Origin of the sequence: Nocardia sp. NPDC024068 (assembly GCF_040638875.1) — a bacterium.
In the GTDB taxonomy this organism is placed as follows: Bacteria; Actinomycetota; Actinomycetes; order Mycobacteriales; family Mycobacteriaceae; genus Nocardia.
This window is the reverse complement of record NZ_JBEZYU010000038.1, coordinates 17614-37892: the sequence shown is the minus strand read 5'-3', so window position 1 is coordinate 37892 and position 20279 is coordinate 17614. Positions and strand designations below refer to the sequence as shown.

At 67.5% G+C, this 20279-nt stretch carries 18 protein-coding genes and 1 tRNA gene; 10 read left to right on the top strand and 9 right to left on the bottom strand.

Features of this window, described 5'->3' with window-relative positions; all coding sequences use genetic code 11:
* Positions 1-128 precede the first annotated feature (128 nt).
* Positions 129-2567, bottom strand: a complete 2439-nt coding sequence (locus tag AB0F41_RS23165; RefSeq protein WP_357427063.1) for a DEAD/DEAH box helicase — start codon at positions 2565-2567, stop codon at positions 129-131.
* A gap of 432 nt (positions 2568-2999) precedes the next feature.
* Here AB0F41_RS23165 and AB0F41_RS23160 point away from each other — a divergent pair, with 432 nt between their 5' ends.
* The 6 genes from AB0F41_RS23160 to AB0F41_RS23135 all read left to right on the top strand — a co-directional run bounded on the left by AB0F41_RS23160 (position 3000) and on the right by AB0F41_RS23135 (position 10096).
* Positions 3000-3206, top strand: a complete 207-nt coding sequence (locus tag AB0F41_RS23160) for a cold-shock protein (RefSeq protein ID WP_011206895.1) — start codon at positions 3000-3002, stop codon at positions 3204-3206.
* A gap of 721 nt (positions 3207-3927) precedes the next feature.
* Entirely contained in the window at positions 3928-6855 is a 2928-nt protein-coding gene (topA, locus tag AB0F41_RS23155; protein WP_357427061.1) for a type I DNA topoisomerase, read from the top strand.
* 67 nt (positions 6856-6922) lie between these two features.
* On the top strand, positions 6923-7429 hold the full coding sequence (locus tag AB0F41_RS23150; RefSeq protein ID WP_357427060.1) for a DUF664 domain-containing protein: 507 nt from the start codon (positions 6923-6925) through the stop codon (positions 7427-7429).
* A gap of 101 nt (positions 7430-7530) precedes the next feature.
* Positions 7531-8718, top strand: a complete 1188-nt coding sequence (locus tag AB0F41_RS23145; RefSeq protein WP_357427058.1) for a DNA polymerase III subunit delta' — start codon at positions 7531-7533, stop codon at positions 8716-8718.
* Positions 8719-8775: 57 nt separating this feature from the next.
* Positions 8776-8851 (top strand) — tRNA-Thr (locus AB0F41_RS23140).
* Between the two features lie 447 nt (positions 8852-9298).
* Positions 9299-10096, top strand: coding sequence for a CPBP family intramembrane glutamic endopeptidase (locus AB0F41_RS23135; protein WP_357427056.1), 798 nt, complete (start codon positions 9299-9301; stop codon positions 10094-10096).
* A 148-nt stretch (positions 10097-10244) separates the two neighbouring features.
* On the opposite strand, the gene AB0F41_RS23130 is transcribed toward AB0F41_RS23135, so the two are convergent.
* Complete coding sequence (locus AB0F41_RS23130; protein WP_357427055.1) at positions 10245-10550, bottom strand: hypothetical protein; 306 nt, start codon at positions 10548-10550, stop codon at positions 10245-10247.
* Positions 10551-10716: 166 nt separating this feature from the next.
* On the opposite strand from AB0F41_RS23130, the gene AB0F41_RS23125 reads away from it, so the two are divergent.
* Positions 10717-11649, top strand: a complete 933-nt coding sequence (locus tag AB0F41_RS23125; protein WP_357427053.1) for a helix-turn-helix transcriptional regulator — start codon at positions 10717-10719, stop codon at positions 11647-11649.
* Positions 11650-11794: 145 nt separating this feature from the next.
* Here AB0F41_RS23125 and AB0F41_RS23120 read toward each other — a convergent pair whose 3' ends face one another.
* Positions 11795-13060: an MFS transporter gene (locus tag AB0F41_RS23120; protein WP_357427051.1), complete on the bottom strand. Its 1266-nt coding sequence runs from the start codon at positions 13058-13060 to the stop codon at positions 11795-11797.
* A gap of 150 nt (positions 13061-13210) precedes the next feature.
* On the opposite strand from AB0F41_RS23120, the gene AB0F41_RS23115 reads away from it, so the two are divergent.
* Genes AB0F41_RS23115 through AB0F41_RS23105 form a run of 3 tightly spaced genes read left to right on the top strand, consistent with a single transcriptional unit; the run spans position 13211 to position 16658 of the window.
* Positions 13211-14815: a circularly permuted type 2 ATP-grasp protein gene (locus AB0F41_RS23115; protein ID WP_357427049.1), complete on the top strand. Its 1605-nt coding sequence runs from the start codon at positions 13211-13213 to the stop codon at positions 14813-14815.
* Positions 14816-14823: 8 nt separating this feature from the next.
* Positions 14824-15798 (top strand): alpha-E domain-containing protein, encoded by a 975-nt coding sequence (locus AB0F41_RS23110; protein ID WP_357427047.1) that lies wholly within the window; start codon positions 14824-14826, stop codon positions 15796-15798.
* Between the two features lie 14 nt (positions 15799-15812).
* On the top strand, positions 15813-16658 hold the full coding sequence (locus AB0F41_RS23105) for a transglutaminase family protein (RefSeq protein WP_357427089.1): 846 nt from the start codon (positions 15813-15815) through the stop codon (positions 16656-16658).
* A 7-nt stretch (positions 16659-16665) separates the two neighbouring features.
* On the opposite strand, the gene AB0F41_RS23100 is transcribed toward AB0F41_RS23105, so the two are convergent.
* The 6 genes from AB0F41_RS23100 to AB0F41_RS23075 form a co-directional block, all read right to left on the bottom strand.
* The gene (locus AB0F41_RS23100) at positions 16666-17607 is read right to left on the bottom strand and encodes an alpha/beta hydrolase (protein WP_357427044.1); all 942 of its coding nucleotides are present in this window, start codon (positions 17605-17607) and stop codon (positions 16666-16668) included.
* 79 nt (positions 17608-17686) lie between these two features.
* A complete protein-coding gene (locus tag AB0F41_RS23095; RefSeq protein ID WP_357427042.1) occupies positions 17687-17908 on the bottom strand; it encodes a hypothetical protein in 222 nt (73 codons plus the stop codon).
* Between the two features lie 92 nt (positions 17909-18000).
* The gene (locus tag AB0F41_RS23090; protein WP_357427040.1) at positions 18001-18267 is read right to left on the bottom strand and encodes a hypothetical protein; all 267 of its coding nucleotides are present in this window, start codon (positions 18265-18267) and stop codon (positions 18001-18003) included.
* 147 nt (positions 18268-18414) lie between these two features.
* A complete protein-coding gene (locus tag AB0F41_RS23085; protein WP_357427038.1) occupies positions 18415-18606 on the bottom strand; it encodes a DUF4177 domain-containing protein in 192 nt (63 codons plus the stop codon).
* A gap of 95 nt (positions 18607-18701) precedes the next feature.
* Complete coding sequence (locus AB0F41_RS23080; protein WP_357427036.1) at positions 18702-19526, bottom strand: DUF4253 domain-containing protein; 825 nt, start codon at positions 19524-19526, stop codon at positions 18702-18704.
* A gap of 141 nt (positions 19527-19667) precedes the next feature.
* Positions 19668-20081, bottom strand: a complete 414-nt coding sequence (locus tag AB0F41_RS23075; protein ID WP_357427034.1) for a hypothetical protein — start codon at positions 20079-20081, stop codon at positions 19668-19670.
* Positions 20082-20279 lie beyond the last annotated feature (198 nt).

The window sequence follows — 20279 nt, the reverse complement described above, 5'->3', positions numbered from 1 at the left end:
ACTTAGTGGCGGCAATTAATATCCCGTTACCCATTCTCCGGGTAGTCGTGGGAATTGTTCGGGGGGCGTGTCGAAAAGCTACCGGGCGGTTTCGGGGCTATCGCCCGGTTAACATGATCAACTTCCTCTTAAATCGGCCGTCCGGGAGCCGTGTCATCCGCGGGGGCCGTACGGGGGAAAGCCTCCTGAACAGTGGTTTCGCGCCGATGATCATGGTCTCGGGGCCGGGAGCCGGTGAGCTCGGTGAGAACCGCGGTCAACAATCTCATGGCTCCCGCCTTATCGAGAGGTTCGTTGCCGTTTCCGCATTTGGGCGACTGCACGCAGGAGGGGCATCCGGTGCGGCAGACGCAGGACTTGATCGCGGCGAGCGTGGCGCTCAGCCAGCGGTCCAGCAGCGCGTAGCCGCGTTCGGCGAAGCCGGCGCCGCCGGCCTGACCGTCGTAGACGAAGACGGTGGGCAGGCCGGTATCGGGATGGAGATCGGTGGATACGCCGCCGATATCCCATCGGTCACACGTGGCGACCAGGGGCAACAGGCCGATTGCCGCATGTTCGGCGGCGTGCAGTGCGCCCGGGATATCTGCGGGTGCGATACCGGCGCGGTCCAGCAGTTCCGGGGTCACCGTATAGAGGACGGCCGAGGTGGGCAGGGTCTGCGGGGGGAGGTCGAGTTCGACGAGATCCAGTACTTCGCCGGTCGCCAGGGTGCGCAGGTAGCCCACCACCTGGCTCCGCACCGTAACCTCGGCAAATGCTGCCATGACCTGGCCGGATGCCGCGCTGTCGCGCACCGATTCCACGGTCAGGGAAGTGACCTGGCGCGCGCTGGTGGTCCACCCCGGACTCTCCGCGTGGACCAGGGCCACACCGGCCTCCAGATCCAGTACCTCGACCACGTAGCTCTCGCCCTGATGTAGGTGAACGGCGCCCTCGTGCAGAGTCGCCGGGGCGCGGCCGGCATCGGTGGTGCCGAGCAGCCGGCCCGTGTCGGCGACCACGATCGCGACCTGGGTACCGATGCCGCCGCGGACGTCCACGGAATCGTGGGGCGGTTCGGCGCCGGTGAAGAACCATCGGTGCCCGCTCTCGGTTTCCCGTCGCCGAATCTGGCCCAGACCTGCAAGTTCGGTGAGAACTCGGCGGGCGCCGAGCCGCTCCGCCTCCAGGTCGGAGATCGGCAGCTCCATAGCCGCGCACAGCAGTTGCGGTCCGAGGACATACGGGTTCGACGGGTCGATGATGGTGGCCTCCACCGGCCGATCCAGCAGCGCTTCGGGATGATGGACGAGATAGGTGTCGAGCGGGTCGTCACGAGCTACCAGCAGGGCCAGCGCGCCCTGGGTCCGGCGTCCGGCCCGGCCCACCTGCTGCCGGAAGGAGGCGACCGTTCCGGGGAAACCGGCGAGCACCACGGCGTCCAGACCGGCGATATCGACCCCCAGTTCCAGCGCGTTGGTCGTGGCCGCCGCCAGGATCGACCCGTCCGATATCCCGGCTTCCAGCGCCCGCCGGTCTTCGGGGAGATAACCGCCGCGGTAGGCGGCCACCCGGTCCGGCAGGGCGGGATCGACCTCCGCGAGCCGTTGCCGGGTGTGGATCGCTATCAACTCCGCGGCCCGCCGTGACCTGGCGAAAGTCAGGGTCCGCGCACCCTCCGACACCAGGTCCGCGGTGATCCGCGCGGCCTCGGTGGTGGCGCCCAATCGGACCGGTGCGCCGTTCTCTCCGGTTATCGAGGTGAGCAGGGGCGGCTCCCAGAACGCCACGGTGCGCGAACCGCGGGGTGAGCCGTCCGTGGTCACCGCGACACAGTCCGTGCCGGTCAACCGCGAGGCCGCCGCCGCCGGATCGGCCGCCGTGGCCGAGCACAGCACGAACACCGGATCGGCCCCGTAATACTCGGCCAGGCGTCGTAGCCGGCGCAGGACCAGTGCCACGTGGGAACCGAAGACGCCCCGGTAGGCGTGGCATTCGTCGACGACCACATAGCGCAGCCTGCGCAGTAGCCGGGCCCACCGGCGATGCGACCGCAGCAGGCTCAGGTGGAGCATGTCGGGGTTGGTGAACAACCACCGGGCCTCGGCTCTGACCCACTGCCGGATCTCGGTGGGAGTATCGCCGTCATACGCGGCGACTGCGATCTTCCGGAGCGAATCGTGCCTGGTCAGCGCGCCGGCCATCCGAAGTTGGTCGGCTCCCAGCGCCTTGGTGGGGGCGAGGTAGAGGGCGGTGGCGCGGGGATCGTCGTGCAGCGCGGTGAGCACCGGCAGCTGATAGCCCAGGGATTTTCCGGACGCGGTCCCGGTCGAGACCACCACATGCTGCCCGGCGAAGGCCAGTTCCGCGGTTTCGGCCTGATGGCTCCAGGGTTCCGCGACACCTTCGGACCGAAGTGCGTCGACCACCGCGGATGGCGCCCATTCGGGCCAACAACCGGTAATTGCTTTACGGGCCGGTATCTCGGCTATATGCGTCAGTCGCGAATCGGAGTCCGAACTCCCCAGTAGGACACGATTCAGCAACGATCGCCCATAACTCGTATTCGCCGGGCTCTCCCGCGTCATTCCGATGTGCCTTCCGGACCGCTGAACAGTGTGAAACATCGCCTTCCGGGCCTTGCTACCTGCGACTTCGATACCGAATGGCGATCTGGGTCACAGCTGAGTACTCGTCCTGGAGGCTGGTTATCCGGGGGCAAACATACCGGAGGTTCAGATTCTGTGGCAGATTTCCTGAACTCCGCATTCGCGAGATCATTTTTTTTGCAAATTGTCGGTAACTCCGCTGTTGAATTTCCCAGAGACATGGTTCACTGGGTCTCGGTCGCAAGCTTCTGTGTTCGAGGGGCGGATGCAAAGTCCAAACCCTGGCAGGATCGATGTTGCGAACGGCTTACGTTGGCCCCCATGGGAGTCAAGAGTACCGCCGATCGGAACAGGCCCGGTGGACGAAACCCAGTTGTCCGCCGTTCCGAGTAAGAAAAGAGAAGGAACAGAATGGCACAGGGAACTGTGAAGTGGTTCAACGCGGAGAAGGGCTTCGGCTTCATCGCGCCCGAAGACGGCTCTGCGGACGTCTTCGTCCACTATTCGGAGATCCAGGGTTCGGGCTTCCGTACCCTCGAGGAAAATCAGAAGGTCGAGTTCGAGGTTGGTCAGGGCACCAAGGGCCCCCAGGCCACCGGAGTGCGCGCGCTCAGCTGAGCGGGTAAGGCTCCCAGTACGTCCCTCGCCTCCCGTAACGGGAGCGAGGGACGAACTATATGTGGAGTATGTGTACCTCGGGATCCGCTCCGGCCCACCGCTCCGGGCGTACCTCCGGATCCGCTCCGGCCGTGCGCTCCCGATGTGAGTCGGCGTCCGCCCGGGGCCGCGCCTCCGGGCTCGCCTCCGGGCTCGCCTCCGGGCTCGCCTCCGGGCTCGCCTCCGGATCCGCCCCGGCCGCGCGCCGATCGCGTTCCCGGAAATCAGCCGCGGCGGGTGCTTCTCGGTACCCCGCCGCGAGCACCGGCCCCGTACCCGGGCGCCCGTCGACCCCGGCTGGGCCGACACGTCCCGCCGGGCAGCGGGCCGGGATGAGGCGCTCGTCTCCCCGCCATCGGACCACCCGGTCCGGTGATGCCCCGCACGCGTCCACGGGCCCTGTCGCCACGCGCGGAGGGGCACCGGATTGCCCTCCACCCGCACCGGTCATCGCGATATCGGGCAGGTTCCGCACCCACCGTGCGTGCTTTGCCGCCCCCCGGCACTGCATACTGAACGGCATCGACGCGCCATCGCCCGATGGTCGCAACCGCTCGACCACGCGCAGCGTCAAGGTATAAACGTGTCTGGTGGTGATGTACACCGTCACCATCTGTTCATCCAGCCGCGTCCTGCGCCCCCAGCAGAGTTCAGCGGGTCGAGGAAGGAAAGGGATTCGCCGGTGGCAACACGAGACCGAAGCGCAGCCGAGGCGGGCCGTCCCGTGCGTCGTCTCGTGATCGTCGAGTCCCCCACAAAGGCCCGAAAAATAGCCCCCTACCTGGGCCGGGACTATACGGTCGAGGCATCGGTGGGTCATATCCGGGACCTGCCGCGCGGCGCCGCCGATGTGCCCGCCAAATACAAGGGGCAGGACTGGGCGCGGCTCGGGGTCGACGTGAACAACGACTTCGAACCCATCTACGTCGTCAGCCCGGACAAGAAGGGCAAGGTCACCGAACTCAAGGGTCTGCTGGCCGACGCCGACGAGCTGTATCTCGCCACCGACCCCGACCGTGAGGGCGAGGCCATCGCCTGGCATCTCCTGGAAACCCTCAAGCCGAAGGTCCCGGTCCGGCGGATGGTGTTCCACGAGATCACCGAACCCGCGATCCGGGCGGCCGCCGCCGATACCCGTGATCTCGACAACGACCTGGTCGACGCCCAGGAGACCCGCCGCATCCTGGACCGGCTGTACGGCTACGAGGTCAGTCCGGTGCTGTGGAAGAAGGTCATGCCGCGGTTGTCGGCCGGCCGGGTGCAGTCGGTGGCGACCCGGGTGGTCGTACAGCGCGAACGTGAGCGGATGGCGTTCCGTTCGGCGGAGTACTGGGATATCGCGGCGAAACTGGACGCCGGCGGGGAAACCGATTCCGCCAATCCGCGGACCTTCTCCGCCCGCCTGGTCGATGTGGACGGGTCCCGCGTCGCCACCGGTCGCGATTTCGGGTCGAACGGGCAGCTGAAAGCCGATTCGCGGGCGCTGGTCCTCGACGAACCCCACGCCCGCCGGCTGGCCGAGGCTCTGCACGGGGCCGACCTCGTGGTCACCTCCGCGGAGTCCAAGCCCTACACCCGCAAACCGTATGCCCCGTTCATGACCTCCACGCTGCAGCAGGAGGCCGGCCGCAAATTGCGGTTCACCTCCGAACGCACCATGCGCACGGCGCAGCGGTTGTACGAGAACGGCTACATCACCTATATGCGTACCGACTCGACCACGCTGTCGGAGTCGGCGATCAATGCCGCGCGCGCCCAGGCCACCCAGCTCTACGGCGCCGAGTACGTACATCCGACCGCCCGCCAGTACACGCGGAAGGTCAAGAACGCCCAGGAAGCACACGAGGCGATCCGGCCCTCCGGTGATACCTTCTCCACCCCGGGCCAGCTGCACGCGCGCCTGGACCAGGACGAATTCCGCCTCTACGAGCTGATCTGGCAGCGCACGGTGGCCTCGCAGATGGCCGACGCGAAGGGCACCACCCTCACCCTGCGCATCACCGGCACCGCCGGCACCGGCGAGCAGTGCGTGTTCTCCGCCTCCGGCCGCACCATCACCTTCCCGGGCTTCCTGAAGGCGTATGTGGAGAGCGTCGACGAGGAGGCCGGCGGCCAGTCCGACGACGCGGAGACCCGGCTGCCGCAGCTCGACGAGGGTGAGGGCGTCACCGCGGTGGAGCTGAACCCCGATGGGCACAGCACCAATCCGCCCGCCCGATACACCGAGGCGTCGCTGATCAAAACGCTCGAAGAGCTGGGGATCGGCCGGCCGTCCACCTATTCGTCGATCATCAAGACCATCCTCGACCGCGGTTACATCTACAAACGCGGTAGCGCGCTGGTGCCGTCGTGGGTCGCCTTCTCCGTGACCGGGCTGCTCGAACAGTATTTCGGCCGGTTGGTCGATTTCGATTTCACCGCCGCCATGGAAGACGATCTGGATGCCATCGCGGGCGGCCGCGCTCAGCGCGGCAACTGGTTGTCCAGCTTCTACTTCGGTGGCGACGACGGCGCCGAGGGTTCGGTCGCCCGCGCCGGTGGGTTGAAGAAGATGGTCGGGGAGCGGCTCGACGATATCGACGCCCGTGTGATCAACTCGATCAAACTCTTCAACGACGACGCGGGCCGCGATGTGGTGGTGCGGGTCGGCCGGTACGGGCCGTACCTGGAGCGGATGGTCACCGACCCCGATAAACCCGACGCCGAACCGACCTCGCAGCGCGCGAATCTCCCGGATGATCTGCCGCCCGACGAACTGTCGCCGGAGATCGCGGAGAAGCTTTTCGCCACCCCGCAGGAGGGTCGCAAGCTCGGTGTCGATCCGGCGACCGGTCACGAGATCGTCGCCAAGGAAGGCCGTTTCGGCCCCTATGTCACCGAGATCCTGCCGGAGCCGGAGGAAGATCAGGCGGCCAAGAAAACCGCCAAGAAGAACGGTCCGAAACCGCGCACCGGTTCGCTGCTGAAATCGATGGACCCGGCGACGGTCACCCTCGAGGACGCGCTGAAACTGCTGTCCCTGCCCCGCGTTGTCGGTACGGATCCGGCCTCCGGTGAGGAGATCACCGCCCAGAACGGCCGCTACGGCCCGTATCTGAAGAAGGGCACCGATTCGCGTTCGCTGGCCACCGAGGATCAGATGTTCACGGTGACCCTGGACGAGGCGCTCAAACTCTATGCCGAACCCAAACGCAGAGGTAGACAGGCCGCGGCCGCCGCGCCGCTGCGTGAACTGGGCAATGATTCCGCCACCGGGAAACCGATGGTGATCAAGGACGGCCGGTTCGGGCCCTATGTCACCGACGGTGAGACCAACGCCAGCCTCCGCAAGGGCGACGAGGTGGAGTCGATCACCGACGAACGCGCCTCGGAGCTGCTGGCCGACCGGCGGGCCCGGGGTCCGGTGAAGAAGACCGCGAAGAAGGCCGCCAAGAAGGCTCCCGCCAAGAAGACCGCGGCGAAGAAGACCACCGCCAAGAAGACCACCACGGCGGCGAAGAAGACGACCGCGAAGGCCGCCACGAAGAAGGCGCCGGCCAAGAAGGCGGCCGCGAAGAAGGCCCCGGCGAAACAGTCCGCGAGCGGTTCGGCCGAGAACGGCGATCGGTAGTTCGCTGCCTGTCGGACCCTCGCCGTAGTGTCACGCGGGATTGCCGTCCGATACAAAGGGAGCGCCGATGACCCGCAGCCGGGAACGTGAGGATCTGATCCAGCTACTCGACGAGCAGCGAGAGATGTTCCGGATCGCGCTGCGCGGTATCGGCGAGGACCAGGCCCGCACCCGCACCACCGCCAGTGAACTCACTCTCGGCGGCCTGCTGCACCATCTGGTCCGATGTGAACGCGACTGGACCACCGTGCTCGTCGAACGCGACGAGAACGCGGAACAGAAGCTGGAAGACTACGCCGACGAATACCTCATCGCCGCGGACGAGACCGTCCCCGGCCTCCTCGCGGAATGGGAGCGGATCGCCGCGAACACCGCGGAACTCATCCGCGCCGTGGACGATCTGGACGCCTCCATCCCCACTCCCGCCAATCCCTGGGTGCCCGGCCGGGTGTGGTGGTCGGCGCGTTTCCTCATCCTGCACATCCTGCGCGAGATCGCTCACCACAGCGGCCACGCCGACATCATCCGCGAGGAACTCGATGGCGCCAACACGACCGCGCAGCGCGCCGGCTGAGGCGGGTCCCGTGCGAAGTTCACGACCGAACCTCGCGAGGAGCGAGACGGCATTCAGCGTGCGCCGCGGTGTGGCCGGGCGCCTCGATTAAGGTGGCGGGCGTGGGAGTCTTCGATCGTCTCGTGGGCCAGGAGACGGTGACGGCCGACCTGGTCAACGCCGCCGTCGCCGCGCGTTCCGGGACGGCCGAGGGCGCGATGACGCATTCGTGGCTGTTCACCGGCCCACCCGGTTCGGGCCGCTCGGTGGCCGCGCTCTGCTTCGCCGCCGCACTCCAGTGCACCGACCCCGGCCGGCCCGGCTGCGGACACTGCCACGCGTGCACCACGACGATGGCCGGAACCCACGGCGACGTCCGCCGGGTGATCCCCGAGGGCCTGAGCATCTCGGTCAAGGAGATGCGCGCCATCGTGCAGATCGCCGCCCGCCGCCCCAGCACCGGCCGCTGGCAGGTGGTCATCATCGAGGACGCCGACCGTCTCACCGAGGGCGCCGGAAACGCGCTGCTGAAAGCAGTCGAAGAGCCCCCGGGGCGCACAGTGTTCCTGCTGTGCGCACCGTCGGTGGATCCCGAGGACATCTCGGTGACCCTCCGTTCCCGCTGTCGGCACGTCCACCTGGTGACCCCCTCGGCCCCCGCCATCGCCCGCGTCCTGCGCGAGCACGACGGCCTCGATCCCGAAACAGCCGAATGGGCGGCATCGGTGTCCGGCGGTCATATCGGCCGCGCCCGCCGCCTCGCCACCGACGAGGAAGCCCGCACCAGCCGCCGCCTCGCCCTGGACCTGGTATCGGCGGTCGCCCGCGGCAACGCCTACGTCGCCGCCGACGAACTGGTCAAAGCCGCCGAAGACGAAGCCAAACAACTCAGCGCCGAACGCGACGAACGCGAACGCGACGAACTCGCCACCGCCCTCGGCGCCGGCGGCACCGGCAAAGGCGCCGCCTCCGCCACCCGGGGTTCGGCGGGCGTGCTGAAGGAACTCGAGAAACGCCAGAAGTCCCGCGCCACCCGGACCGGCCGCGACGCCCTCGACCGCGCCCTCCTCGATATCGCCGGCCTCTACCGCGACGCCCTCGCCATCTCCTTCGGCGACCACACCGGCCTCACCCTGACCCACCCCGATATGGCCGGCCGAGCCCGCGAACTCGCCACCCGCGCCCGCCCCGAGGGCCTGCTCCGCTCCATCGACGCCATCCTGGCCTGCCGCGAAGCCCTCGACCGCAACGTCAAGCCGCGTTTCGCGCTGGCCGCGATGGCCGCGACTCTCATCGCGCAATCCTCCTGACCACCCGTTTTCGCGGAACCGGGCGGGAGACGATAGACTCGCGTGGCCGAAAGGCACGCCGCCTTAGCTCAGTCGGTAGAGCGCTTCACTCGTAATGAAAAGGTCAGGAGTTCGATTCTCCTAGGCGGCTCCACTCGGAAATCGGCTCTAACCAGCTGGTTTCCGCCTATCCCGACGCTTCCGGCGAGGTGTCCAAGCCACTCGGTGATCACCGCGATCGGCACCTGCTGGAAGTGCGTCAGGGTCCCGCAGGTGTGACCGCTGGGATTGCACCCGGGTGACCCCTCGGCCGGGTGCCGGGCGGATTGCTGAACAGAATCCAGCGGTGAAGTCCGTGAGCACGGATCCTGGATACCCCGTTTGCGCGGAATCGGCTCGGGTACGGCTGAGGCAGATCACCGCATCTTCCCGGGAACCTGCAGTGATCGAGACCGCGCCGGTTCAACAAAGCAGCCGGCGCGGCCGACCTCTGATTCAATTGCTGAACGGAAGCCGCGGTGCGGTGAGGCTTCGAGCGCAAGACCGCTTACGCATTCACAAGCTGACATGACTCAGCGGATGCAAGCTCTATGTTTGCTGGATGGGTTCCACAGATGCCGCGACGGCAGGCACCACACCCCGAAATTTGTCCTATGTGATGTTCGCCGGAGTGGTTGTCATCTACCTCCTGATCATCCAGGGTGGCGGGCTGCTGCTAGGAAGAATCAGTGGCGAGGACAACTTCCTGACCCCCCGGGCGGTCTTCTTCGGCATGATCATCCCGCTCGCCGTGGCACTGGCATTCACCTACGTCGTCGCCGCCTACCTGGGATGGCTGCGCCCGGTGCTACGTGATGACCGGCCGACCCAGACATGGGTGCGCGTGGTGCCGATCGTGTTCATCATCGCGATCGCACTCGGCATCGACTACAGCGCGCTGGCCGAGAAGGGCTGGGTCTACATAGTGGTCCTGCTGATCGCGACACAGCTGGTCGGCTGGGGCGAGGAGGGCATGTTTCGCGGCATCGGGGTCACGACACTACGTCGGCACGGTCTGACCGAGGGCCGGGTCGCGTTGTGGTCGAGCGTCGTATTCGGCGCGGTACACCTGTCCAATGTTGTCGGGCACGGCATCTCCGCACTGCCGCAGGCGATCATGGTCAGCCTGGCCGGATACTTCTTCTATCTGATCCGCCGGGTCAGTCGCAGCAACGCTGTCAACTCGACCATCCACGGCCTCTTCGACTTCTCGCTGCTGAGCGGAACCGCGATCCTCGTCGAGCAGAAGTCCTACGTCGGAACACTCCTGCCGATCCTGGTCTACCCGGTTCTCGCGATCATTCTGTTCGTCAAACGCCACGACATCGAACCAACGACCACCGCCGCACAGTCGAACTGAAATCAGCAATTTGTTCGTCTATCGCTTCGAAAACTATTGGCGGCTGGGCTATCTCGCTCACCGGTTCGATCGCCGGGGACGGGCAGGGCAATGGCCGCCACCAGCACCGCCAGCGGGAGGGCGGCCGCCACCACCAGGCCGAGCGTTATCAACGCCCGGCCCCCACGGTCGACCACCGGGCGAACGACAAGCGTGGCAGGACCGTTTCGACGTCGGCGACATCCATCACCCGATTCAGTTCCAGCGGGCCGAGGTGGTGTGGGCCGGGCATGACAACCGCGTCCACGTCAGCGGCGTGCACCTGGTCGAACAGTGAGAGCACCGATGCTACGTCCGGCCAGATCACCAGGTAGCCGAGATGGCGCGCCAGACGTTGGACCTGTGCCCGGTCCCACGCCGGCGAAGTACTGATGTCCAGATCTATGTATCCGAGTGCGGTCGGCCGTTTGCGCATCGGGTGCCCCTGTCCCTGTGTCCCCTCGGTCGGTGGTGTGCGCCCACCACCGGGGACTCGAACACCCGGCGGCGGGGCCGAATTCGACGCTATGTGGGCCGATGACGCGCGCATATGCCTACGCTGTTGACAGGTGTTTGCTGTCGGCCGTCGCCGAAAGGAACCCATGGAACCGGGATCGCTTCTCCGGGCCGCCCGTGAGGCGGCCGGTATGGCGCTGCGGGAAATGGCCCGGCGGACGCATTACAGCGCGTCCTACCTATCACTGATCGAGTCCGGTAAGCGCGCCGTTCCGACCGCTGTGGTGGCGGCCTATGAAACGGCGTTGGGGTCGGACCTGGAGCGGTTGACCACCGTCGCGAGATCCGCCGCGAACGTGGACACCAGTGCCTTGTCCGACGTGGCCGTGATGCTCTCGGCAACGCGCCGGATCGAGGACGCTACCGGCCCGGTCGCGGTGCTCCCGGCGGTCAAGGGCATGGCGTTGATGGCCGAGACGTTCGCCGACGAGGCCCGCTCGGGCACCGGGACCGCCGCCGCGTCGATGGCGTCCGAAATAGACCAGTACCGGGGGTGGCTGGAACACGCGACCGGAGCGGGGGCCGCCTCACGGCGCAGTCTCGGCAAGGCCGTGGAGTTGGCGCGACATTGCGGCGACCCGGACCGCTTGGCGCACGGGCTCAGCTTCACGGCGTACGTGCACGCCGAGTCCGGCCGGTACACCGAGGCGGCTGCTCTGTCGGAAGCGGTCCTCGCGGTGCCGGGGATCCATCCGCTGATCGAGGTCTATGAGTGCTACCAGCGGGCTCGGCTCCACGCTGTGACAGGAGAACCCCGCGAAGCTCAGCGGGTCCTTGTGGTCGCTGATAAGGCAGCGGAAGCGGCCGAGGACAAAGAGAAGCCGGACGCGGGGTACTGGTACACCCCGGGGTTCTACGGGCTACAGCGATCCAGGGTGCTGCGCTCGCTGGGCCAGGCCGAGCGGGCGCGGGAAGAGGTCCAGGCCGCCGTCGATGCGCTACCGGCCGAGCACCGGCGGGCAGAGTGGGCCGCGAAGTGGCGGCGGGCGGCCGACGGTGCCGCCGACGTCCCGCACTGAGGGCGGGCTCACTGTCGACCCTGCCCGGCTCAATGCGGTCCCGCACCGCGTGGATAACCGTGCGAGTCCGCACGACTGCCGGTAAACCGGGGTGGTTCGCCGGTACACGGCAAGTGAGGTTGCCGGTAGGGGTCGAGGTGAACGGCTATGGCAGTGATGGAGCGGGAGCGGTCGGTGATTTCGATGGTGATCCCCGTCGTGCTGTAGTCGGCGTACTCACGGGTGTCGGCGGCGCGAGGACGGTGATCATGGCGGCGACCCCGATGGCCGCCGCGGTGATCAGGGCGGTGGCCGCCCACCCGAACCATTCGACCGCCGCCGCGCCGAACGCGGTCCCGAGGCTGCCGCCGATGAAGTAGACCAGCATGTACGCGCTGTTGAAGCGTGCGGGGGCGGTGGGGTCGATCGCGAGGACGGTGCTCTGGTTGGCCACTTGGGCGGCGAACAGTCCGGCGTCGAAGACCGCGAGGCAGACCAGTGTCGCGAACGTGTTCGCGAGGCCGAAGCCCGCGACGATCGCGGCCGGACCGGCCAGGGCGAGGCCGGCGAGGATTACGCGGCGGGCGCCGTCGCGGTCGGTCCGCGCCCCGGCGATCTGGGTGGCGAGGATGCCCGAGAGGCCCGCCAGGGCGTACAGGCCGATCCGTTCGGCCGAGTAGGAGTACGGGGGTTCGGAGAGCGCCACGGCGAGGCCGGCCCACACCGCGCAGAAGGCGAAGAACCACAGGGCGCCACGGAGTGCGGCGACGCGCAGGGGCGGGTGGTGGACGAAGAGGCCGGGGAGGGAACGCAATGTGCTGAGGTAGCCGCGCTCGGCGTTACCGGGTGTCGCGGGGAGCGCCACCGGGCAGCAGACGGCGACGAGGCCGCAGGCGGCGGCGAAAACGAGCAGCATCCCGCGCCAGCCGAGTTCGTCTGCCAGCCATCCGCCTATGATCCGGCCCGCGAGGATACCGACCGAGATACCGGCGGTCACCGTCCCCAGGACCGTTGCCCGCCGCCGTGGATCAGCCAACCGGCCCGCGACCGAACTCAGCCCCGCCCCCACCGCCGAACACGCTCCGACCAGGGCGATTACCGCACCCAATGCGGGGACGGTGCCGACGGCGGCGCCGGCCGCGAGCGCACCCGCGAGGATTCCGAACTGGACGGCGAGGACGCGTCCGGGGGCGTAGCGGTCGACCAGTGGCACCAGGAGAGCCAGGCCGATCAGGTAGCCGATGGGCCCGCATGCGAGTGCGAGCCCGACGGCGGTGATCCGCGTGCCCAGCGTGTCCGCCACATCCGCGATGGCGGGCTGCATCGGGTAGATGGTCGACGTGCCGAGGGCGGCCGCGACCGACATGAACAGGATGACGGGACCGCGGAGCCGGGTATCGGCGGGGGCCTCGACGCTGATTTCGATTCGCACTCGACCGACCGTATGGACGTGGGGACCGGGTTTCCGGCGGAAATGCGACATGACCGTCCCGGTGCGGAGGCCGCCCGGGCCACCGGTGTGACTCGAGAATTTAACTCCCACGGCAGTTCAGGGTCAGAATTCTTACGCGACCATCGGTTCATGACAGCGGTCGCCATGGCTTCGCAGTATCCACCGTCGATTTTCGACGGTTACCATGCCGGCCGTCATCGCCGGGCCTACGACGAGATGTTCGACCCGGCCGGCCGGGTTCGTCCGCCCTATCGGGGAATACACACCGCGCTCGAGCGGATGAACGCGGCCGGGCTGGCGGCGCGTTCGGACGCGCTGGGGCGGGCCTTCGTCGACCAGGGGATCACCTTCTCCCTGTCCGGGCAGGAGCGGCCGTTCCCGCTCGACCCGGTGCCGCGGGTGATCGCGGCGGCGGAATGGTCGCGGTTGGAGCAGGGGTTCGCGCAGCGGGTGCGGGCCCTGGAGATGTTCCTCGCCGATGTCTACGGTGCGCAGACCATCCTGCGGGAAGGGGTGGTGCCGCGGCGGCTGGTGACGACCTGCCCCAGTTTCCAGCGCGCGGCGGCGGGGTTCGCACCGCCGAACGGGGTGCGGATCCATGTCTCGGGTATCGATCTGGTCCGTGACGAGCGGGGTGTGTTCCGGGTGCTGGAGGACAATCTGCGCTCGCCGTCGGGGGTGTCGTATGTGATGGAGAACCGGCGCGCCATGGCGCGGGTGTTCCCGGATCTGTTCGCCGCGCATCGGGTGCGCCCGGTGGGCGATTATCCGGGGCATCTCTTGCGGGCATTGCGCGCCTCGGCGGGCACGAACACTTCCGATCCGACTGTCGTGGTGCTCACGCCGGGGGTGTTCAACGCCGCGTATTTCGAACATTCGCTGCTGGCCCGGCAGATGGGTGTGGAACTGGTGGAGGGGCGGGATCTGTTCTGCCGCGACAACTTCGTCTATATGCGCACCACGCACGGTGAGCGGCAGGTGGATGTGGTGTATCGGCGCATCGACGACGATTTCCTGGACCCGATGCACTTCAACCCCGGTTCGGTACTGGGGGTGGCGGGGATCTTGAACGCGGCACGTGCGGGGAACGTGGTGATCTCCAGTGCGGTCGGCAACGGTGTCGCCGACGACAAACTGGTGTACACCTACGTGCCGACCATGATCGAGTACTACCTCGGTGAGAAGCCGCTGATCCCCAATGTCGACACCTACCGCTGCTGGCTCGACGACGAACGTGCCGAAGTGCTCGACCGCATAGACGAATTGGTGATCAAACCGGTGGAGGGCTCGGGAGGCTACGGCATCGTGTTCGGGCCCGACGCCTCGGCGGAGGAACGCGAGGAGATCCGGCGCCGGGTGACGGCCGAACCGCGCGGGTGGATCGCTCAGCCGCTGGTGCAGTTGTCGACCGTGCCGACGATGATCGGTGACCGGCCGGCGCCGCGGCATGTCGATCTGCGGCCGTTCGCGGTGAACGACGGGGAGCGGGTCTGGGTGCTGCCCGGTGGGCTCACCCGGGTCGCGATGCCGGAGGGATCGCTGGTGGTCAACTCCAGTCAGGGTGGCGGCAGCAAGGACACCTGGGTGTTGGCGCCGCGCACCGCCGTGGACCGGGAGAGCGCGGACCGGGATCCGGCTGCCGAACTGGTGGCCGAACCCGCCGCCACCGGGCACACCGACCGCGATCGCCACTACTCGGCGGCGCAATCGCAGCAGCAGCAACAACAGCAGTAGGAGGCGCGATGCTGGCGCGGAACGCGGAATCCCTGTTCTGGATCGGCCGCTATGTGGAGCGGGCCGACGATACGGCGCGGATCCTCGATGTCACAGTTCACCAGTTGCTGGAGGACGCCACCGTCGACCCCGATCGGGCGGCCCGGGTGTTGCTGCGGGTGCTGGGTATCGAACAGCCGGCGGGTCCGCTGGACGTGTGGTCGCTGACCGAGTTGGTCGCCTTCGACCGGCAGCAACCCGGATCGATCGTCTCGTCCATCTCCGCGGCGCGCGAGAATGCGCGCGGTGCGCGGGAGGTCACCTCCACCGAACTGTGGGAGTGCCTGAACACCGCCTACCACGGTCTGGGCGGCGCCATCCGCGCGGCCCGGGACCTGGGGCCCTACGAGTTCTTCCGGTATGTCGAGGACCGCGCCGCGATGTTCGCCGGGCAGGCCGACTCCACCCTCAGCCGCGACGACGGGTATCGCTTTCTGCTACTGGGCCGTTCGCTCGAGCGGGTGGATATGACGGTCCGGTTGCTGCTTTCGCGTGGCGGCGAACCCAGCGATTCGCCGGCCTGGGTGAGCGTGCTGCGCTCGGCGGGTGCGCACGACTCCTATCTGCGCACGCACCGCGGTGTGCTGGACGCGCGGCTGGTGGCCGAATTCATCCTGCTGGATCGGCTCTTCCCGCGTTCGGTCTTCCGTTCGGTGCGGGTGGCGGAGACCTATCTGCTGGAGCTCGATCAGCTACCGGACGGTGCGCGCGGTGCTCGCAACGAGGCGCAGCGGCTGCTCGGGCAGGCGCGCAGTGAGCTCGAATTCCTGCCTCCTGGAGCACTTCTGGAAGATCTGCAGACGCGGCTCGGCGCGCTGCAGCAGACCTGTCACGAGGTCACCGAGGCCGTCGCCCTGCAGTATTTCCATGCCGCGCCGTGGGTGGCGTGGACCGACGCACGTCGCCACGTCGAGCCGGCGTCCGTGGTGGAGGGGGAGATATGAGAGAGGGCGATTCGATGGGTTGGCGTATGCGCGTGGTGCACACCACGGGGTTCGCTTATGACTCGGCGGTGACCGGGTCGTTCAACGAAGCCCGCCTCACGCCCCGGTCGGACGGCCGGCAGAACGTCATCCTGAACCGGGTGGAAACCGTTCCGGCCACCCGGCCCTATCGATACACCGATTACTGGGGGAGCGCGGTCACCGCCTTCGACGTGCACGCCCCGCACGACGCGCTGGAGGTCTCGGCGTACTCGGTGGTGGAAACCGCACCGGCGACAGTTGCGGACCGGGACGCATGCGGCTGGGCGGACCTGCGTTCGGAGCGAATTCTCGACACCTATGCCGAATTGCTCGCGGCGACCACCTACGTTCCGGAAGACGCGGAACTCCGCGCGGCCGCGGCAGACCTCGCCGAGGGCGTCGATCCGGAGCAGGCGGTGCTGCGGGCGGCGGAATGGGTGCATTCGGCCATGACCTACGTCGCGGGCACCACCTCCGTCCACACCTCCGCGGTGCAGGCCTGGGCCGACCGCAAGGGCGTCTGCCAGGACTACGCCCACCTGACGCTGCTGTTGCTGCGCGCCATGGGAATACCGTGCCGGTACGTCTCCGGCTATCTGCACCCGGACCCGGATGCGGAGATCGGGACCGCGGTGGCGGGGGAGAGCCACGCGTGGATAGAGGCGTGGACCGGTGGCTGGTGGGGTTACGACCCGACCAACGCCACCCCGATCGGCGCACAGCACGTCTCGGTCGCCGTCGGCCGCGACTACGCCGACGTACCGCCGCTGAAGGGCATCTTCTCCGGCGGCCGCTCGACCGACCACGATGTGGTCGTGGAGGTCACGCGGCTCGCCTGAGGCACCTTTATCGGAGGAACTCGAGCAGTGCGGTGTTCACCTCGCTCGGCCGTTCCTGCTGCACCCAGTGCCCGGCGCCGTCGATCATCACCTCGCGGTACGGGCCGGTGACTATTTCGGTGATCCGGTGCCGGGGAGTGGTGAGCAGCGCGGAGTCGGCGGTTCCGGCGACGAACAGCGTCGGTATCCGGATGGTGGCGGCGGGCGCGTCGGCGAGAAGGTGCCAGTTTCGGTCGATGTTGCGGTACCAGTTCAGTCCACCGGTGAATCCGGTGCGGGTGAACTCGGTGATGTAGTGGTCGATCTCGTCGCCGGAGATCCAGTCCGGTGCGGTATCGGGTTCGGGTAGCCGTTCGATGAAACCCTGTGGGCCGGGTGCCGACAGCCGGCGCATGGTCGCCTGTTCGTGTGGGGCGTCGCCGGCGCGCAGACCGCTCAGCAGGCGGCGGATGGTCGTGGCCGGGTCGCTGCCGAGTTCGGCATCGGCCGGTCCGACCTGCTGGAAGTAGAGCATGTAGAAGAAGTTCGCACCGTAGCGCCTGGCCAGGATCTGCATCGGCGGGGCCGGTGGCCGGGGTGTGGGGGGCACGCTCAGCACCGCGAGGGCCGAGATCCGGTCCGGGTGCCGTTGCGCGAAACCGGCTGCGACCGTCGCGCCCCAGTCGTGTCCGACGACCACTGCCTTTTCGGCGGCGACATCGTCGAGCAGGCCCGCGAGGTCATCGGTGAGGTGGGCGATGTCGTAGGCCTCGACGGGTTCGGGTCTGCTCGAGCCGCCGTAGCCGCGCTGGTCGGGGGCCAGCACGTGATATCCGGCCTCGGCGAGTACCGGGATCTGGTGCCGCCAGGAGAATGCGAGCTCCGGAAAGCCGTGGGTGAGAACGACAACCGGGGCGCCGCGGTCACCGGCCTCGGTCACGTTCAGCGTTACACCGTTGGTGTGGACCATACGTTGTCGGGTGCGATACACCCACTCAACCAACCACAGCCGGGCGGCCGATGTCGGCACCCGGCGGATGGAACCCGGCTCACACCGCCAGGTCGACGGCCGTCGAGGGCTCGGGGTCGTAGGCATTCGCGCCCTCGGCGACGGCTCTCTCGTATCTGACCCGCGCCGTCGCGTCGATTTCGGTGTTGGTGCTCCCACGTTTCCAGTACGCGGGCGCGAGCAGATCACCGCGATCCACACCCCATTTTCCGACCGCATGGAATCGGACCTCGCGTACCTGCCCGGCGTCGGGATCACGCAACCGTCGCTCCAGGCTTCGGCCGGGGCGGCGGTTGTGCCGGTTGTGCGGAGACGCCGCTTTCGGAGAACGCTCGTGCACGCCTGGGCGGTGGGTTACCGCCGGTGCGGGCGATCCGTTCGCGCGCGCAGGGCGCCGCGGGCCAGGGCGGCGATCTCGCGGTTCAGATCGACGAGTTCGGTTTCCATATCGCCCGCGGCGCGGCGGGCCGAGCGGTTCGCCCTGTGGAGGCTTTTCGCGGTGGCCGCTTTGACCTCACGCGCGAACTCCGAAACCCATTCGGCTTCGCGGTTCACCACGCGCGAAGCCGCTTGCGTCAGGTCGGCCCAGGGCTCGGGCCGTTCGGTCCGTTGTCGACTCATATCCACACTCCAGTCGATTGTGGATCGGTGAACAAGTGTGCACCGACAATGGAAGGCTATCGGTGCACGGAGTGCGGGGCAATGGGTGCCGGGTAGCGCGAAGCACCCTTTTCGCCGGCCGTTCGGGGTGGAGCAGGCCCGGCCGGTTCAGCTGTTGAGGCGCTTCAGGATCACGGCCAGTTCGATCGCCTGACCCGACCCGAAGCTCGGCGCGAGGGTGCCGACGGCCTCCCAGCCCTTGCGGCCGAGATCGTTGAGGTCCTGTTCCATCTGGCCGTAGTCGAAGCCCTTCATCTTGAGTTTGTAGGTCAGGACTTTGTGTTCCCACTGCGCGGACATGAGCGGGTCTCCTTCGCGATCAGGTAATCGACCTCTGTCGGAGACAGTCAAAACTATGCCGTTGCGGCACGGTCAAACCGCGCGCGGTTCGGTGGTCAGTCCCACCAGAGGCGCCACAGCGGGTTCAGGAGCGCCGCGGCCAGTTCGTCCAGCGAATCGCGATCCTGGGTGGCGGCGTCGGGGCAGTAGAGGAACGCCTCCATCGCCATGGCGAGGGTGGCGTCCTCGTCGAGAACGGCCTTGTCGATCTTCAACCACATGGTGTCACCGTCGAGGGCCACCAGTTCGCAGCCGCGGCTCGCCGACCAGCGCCGCAACACGGCCGTGTGGATCGCGCCGTAGATGTCGTAGTTCACCGCGCCCGACCAGTCGAGTTCCTGCGGGATCAGCCAGTGGGCGGCGGCGGGAATCAGGGCGAGCAGGTCGAATTCCTCGCAGTCGGGGCGGATGGCCCAGATATCGCTCCAGCCGAAAGAGGTGTAGTCGTAGTCGCTGAGGTCGAGCTCGGACCATGCCGGGCCGCCGCGCGGGATCGCCTCGGGATCTATCGCGTATTCGGTGTGCTCCTTGGTCAGCCACTCTCCGCCGCTGAGTTCGGGGACGCCGGGGTCTCGGGGTTCGGATTCGATACCGAGGCCGCAATGGGGCCAGGTGTCGCTGTTGGACAGCAGCGGCCACAGACCGGTGCGGGGGCCCAACTCACGGATACGCTCCCAGAGCGCCGGGCCGTCGTATCCGGGCTCGATCGGCACGGTCCATACGGGAGCTCCGGATGCCGTGGTGGCGGCGACCACCGGAGCCGCGATCTCGACGCCGAGTGCGGCGAGCGTCGCCGCCGGGTCGGTGCCGGTGTAGGGGGCGGCCAGCGGGCCGGCGGGGAGATCCGGTTGGAAAGGGGGAACACCGAACAGCTCTTTCATGGTCGGCAATTCAACAGCAGTGCGGTGACATCCGCGGATGGCATTCCCCATCTGTGCGAAGTACTCGGATGTGGTCTCGGCGGCGGTGGGGCGCCGACGAGTACTAGGTCCCCGAGGCGGTCGAAATCTCCACCCTCGAAATCATTCGCCCGCAGGAATATTCGGCCAACGCCACTGATCGCGCGGTTCGGCGAATACGAGTCCGAAACCGGAGCCGGTTCTCAGCAGCCCACAATCCTCCAGATAGAGGACAGGCACCGGCGAATCCAGCAGTGGCCGGGACTCCGATACGATCCGGTATCGGGCTTCCTCGGGTTGCGGGATCTCCCGTGCGACAAACTCGTGGTCTTCCTCCGTGAATGCCGCATACGGTGTGATCCGCACCAGGTTCGATCGAATGTGCGTCCACCGGAACAGAACCCAGTTGGAGATAAACGGCCGTGCGTACTCCACGGAGCCGACCCCGTCGGGAAAGAAGACCACGAACTCGTCTTCCATCGATGAGTAGTACCCGGTCTCCACGCTCCACTCACCGACGAGATCACTGCGACACATGAAGTCATTCGACCACTGGAGGTCGGGGAAAACCATCCGCCGATTCCGGGGGTCGATCAGGTCCTGGGGCAGGTTTTCGGCCGATCTGTGCTCGCCGACGGAGCACCGTATTTCATCGGCGAGAACGGCCGGGGCTGCCGAACACCGGGCAACAGCGCCTTCGAACGAGGGTTCAGCCACTGTTCGAAGCCGATTCGT

Bases quoted from the DNA above. Each gene is read 5' to 3' on its own strand.
- AB0F41_RS23165 (WP_357427063.1), bottom strand. From the start codon at position 2,567: ATGACGCGGGAGAGCCCGGCGAATACGAGTTATGGGCGATCGTTGCTG.
- AB0F41_RS23160 (WP_011206895.1), top strand. From the start codon at position 3,000: ATGGCACAGGGAACTGTGAAGTGGTTCAACGCGGAGAAGGGCTTCGGC.
- AB0F41_RS23150 (WP_357427060.1), top strand. From the start codon at position 6,923: ATGACCCGCAGCCGGGAACGTGAGGATCTGATCCAGCTACTCGACGAG.
- AB0F41_RS23135 (WP_357427056.1), top strand. From the start codon at position 9,299: ATGGGTTCCACAGATGCCGCGACGGCAGGCACCACACCCCGAAATTTG.
- AB0F41_RS23130 (WP_357427055.1), bottom strand. From the start codon at position 10,550: ATGCGCAAACGGCCGACCGCACTCGGATACATAGATCTGGACATCAGT.
- AB0F41_RS23125 (WP_357427053.1), top strand. From the start codon at position 10,717: ATGGAACCGGGATCGCTTCTCCGGGCCGCCCGTGAGGCGGCCGGTATG.
- AB0F41_RS23115 (WP_357427049.1), top strand. From the start codon at position 13,211: ATGACAGCGGTCGCCATGGCTTCGCAGTATCCACCGTCGATTTTCGAC.
- AB0F41_RS23110 (WP_357427047.1), top strand. From the start codon at position 14,824: ATGCTGGCGCGGAACGCGGAATCCCTGTTCTGGATCGGCCGCTATGTG.
- AB0F41_RS23105 (WP_357427089.1), top strand. From the start codon at position 15,813: ATGGGTTGGCGTATGCGCGTGGTGCACACCACGGGGTTCGCTTATGAC.
- AB0F41_RS23100 (WP_357427044.1), bottom strand. From the start codon at position 17,607: ATGGTCCACACCAACGGTGTAACGCTGAACGTGACCGAGGCCGGTGAC.
- AB0F41_RS23090 (WP_357427040.1), bottom strand. From the start codon at position 18,267: ATGAGTCGACAACGGACCGAACGGCCCGAGCCCTGGGCCGACCTGACG.
- AB0F41_RS23085 (WP_357427038.1), bottom strand. From the start codon at position 18,606: ATGTCCGCGCAGTGGGAACACAAAGTCCTGACCTACAAACTCAAGATG.
- AB0F41_RS23080 (WP_357427036.1), bottom strand. From the start codon at position 19,526: ATGAAAGAGCTGTTCGGTGTTCCCCCTTTCCAACCGGATCTCCCCGCC.
- AB0F41_RS23075 (WP_357427034.1), bottom strand. From the start codon at position 20,081: ATGTGTCGCAGTGATCTCGTCGGTGAGTGGAGCGTGGAGACCGGGTAC.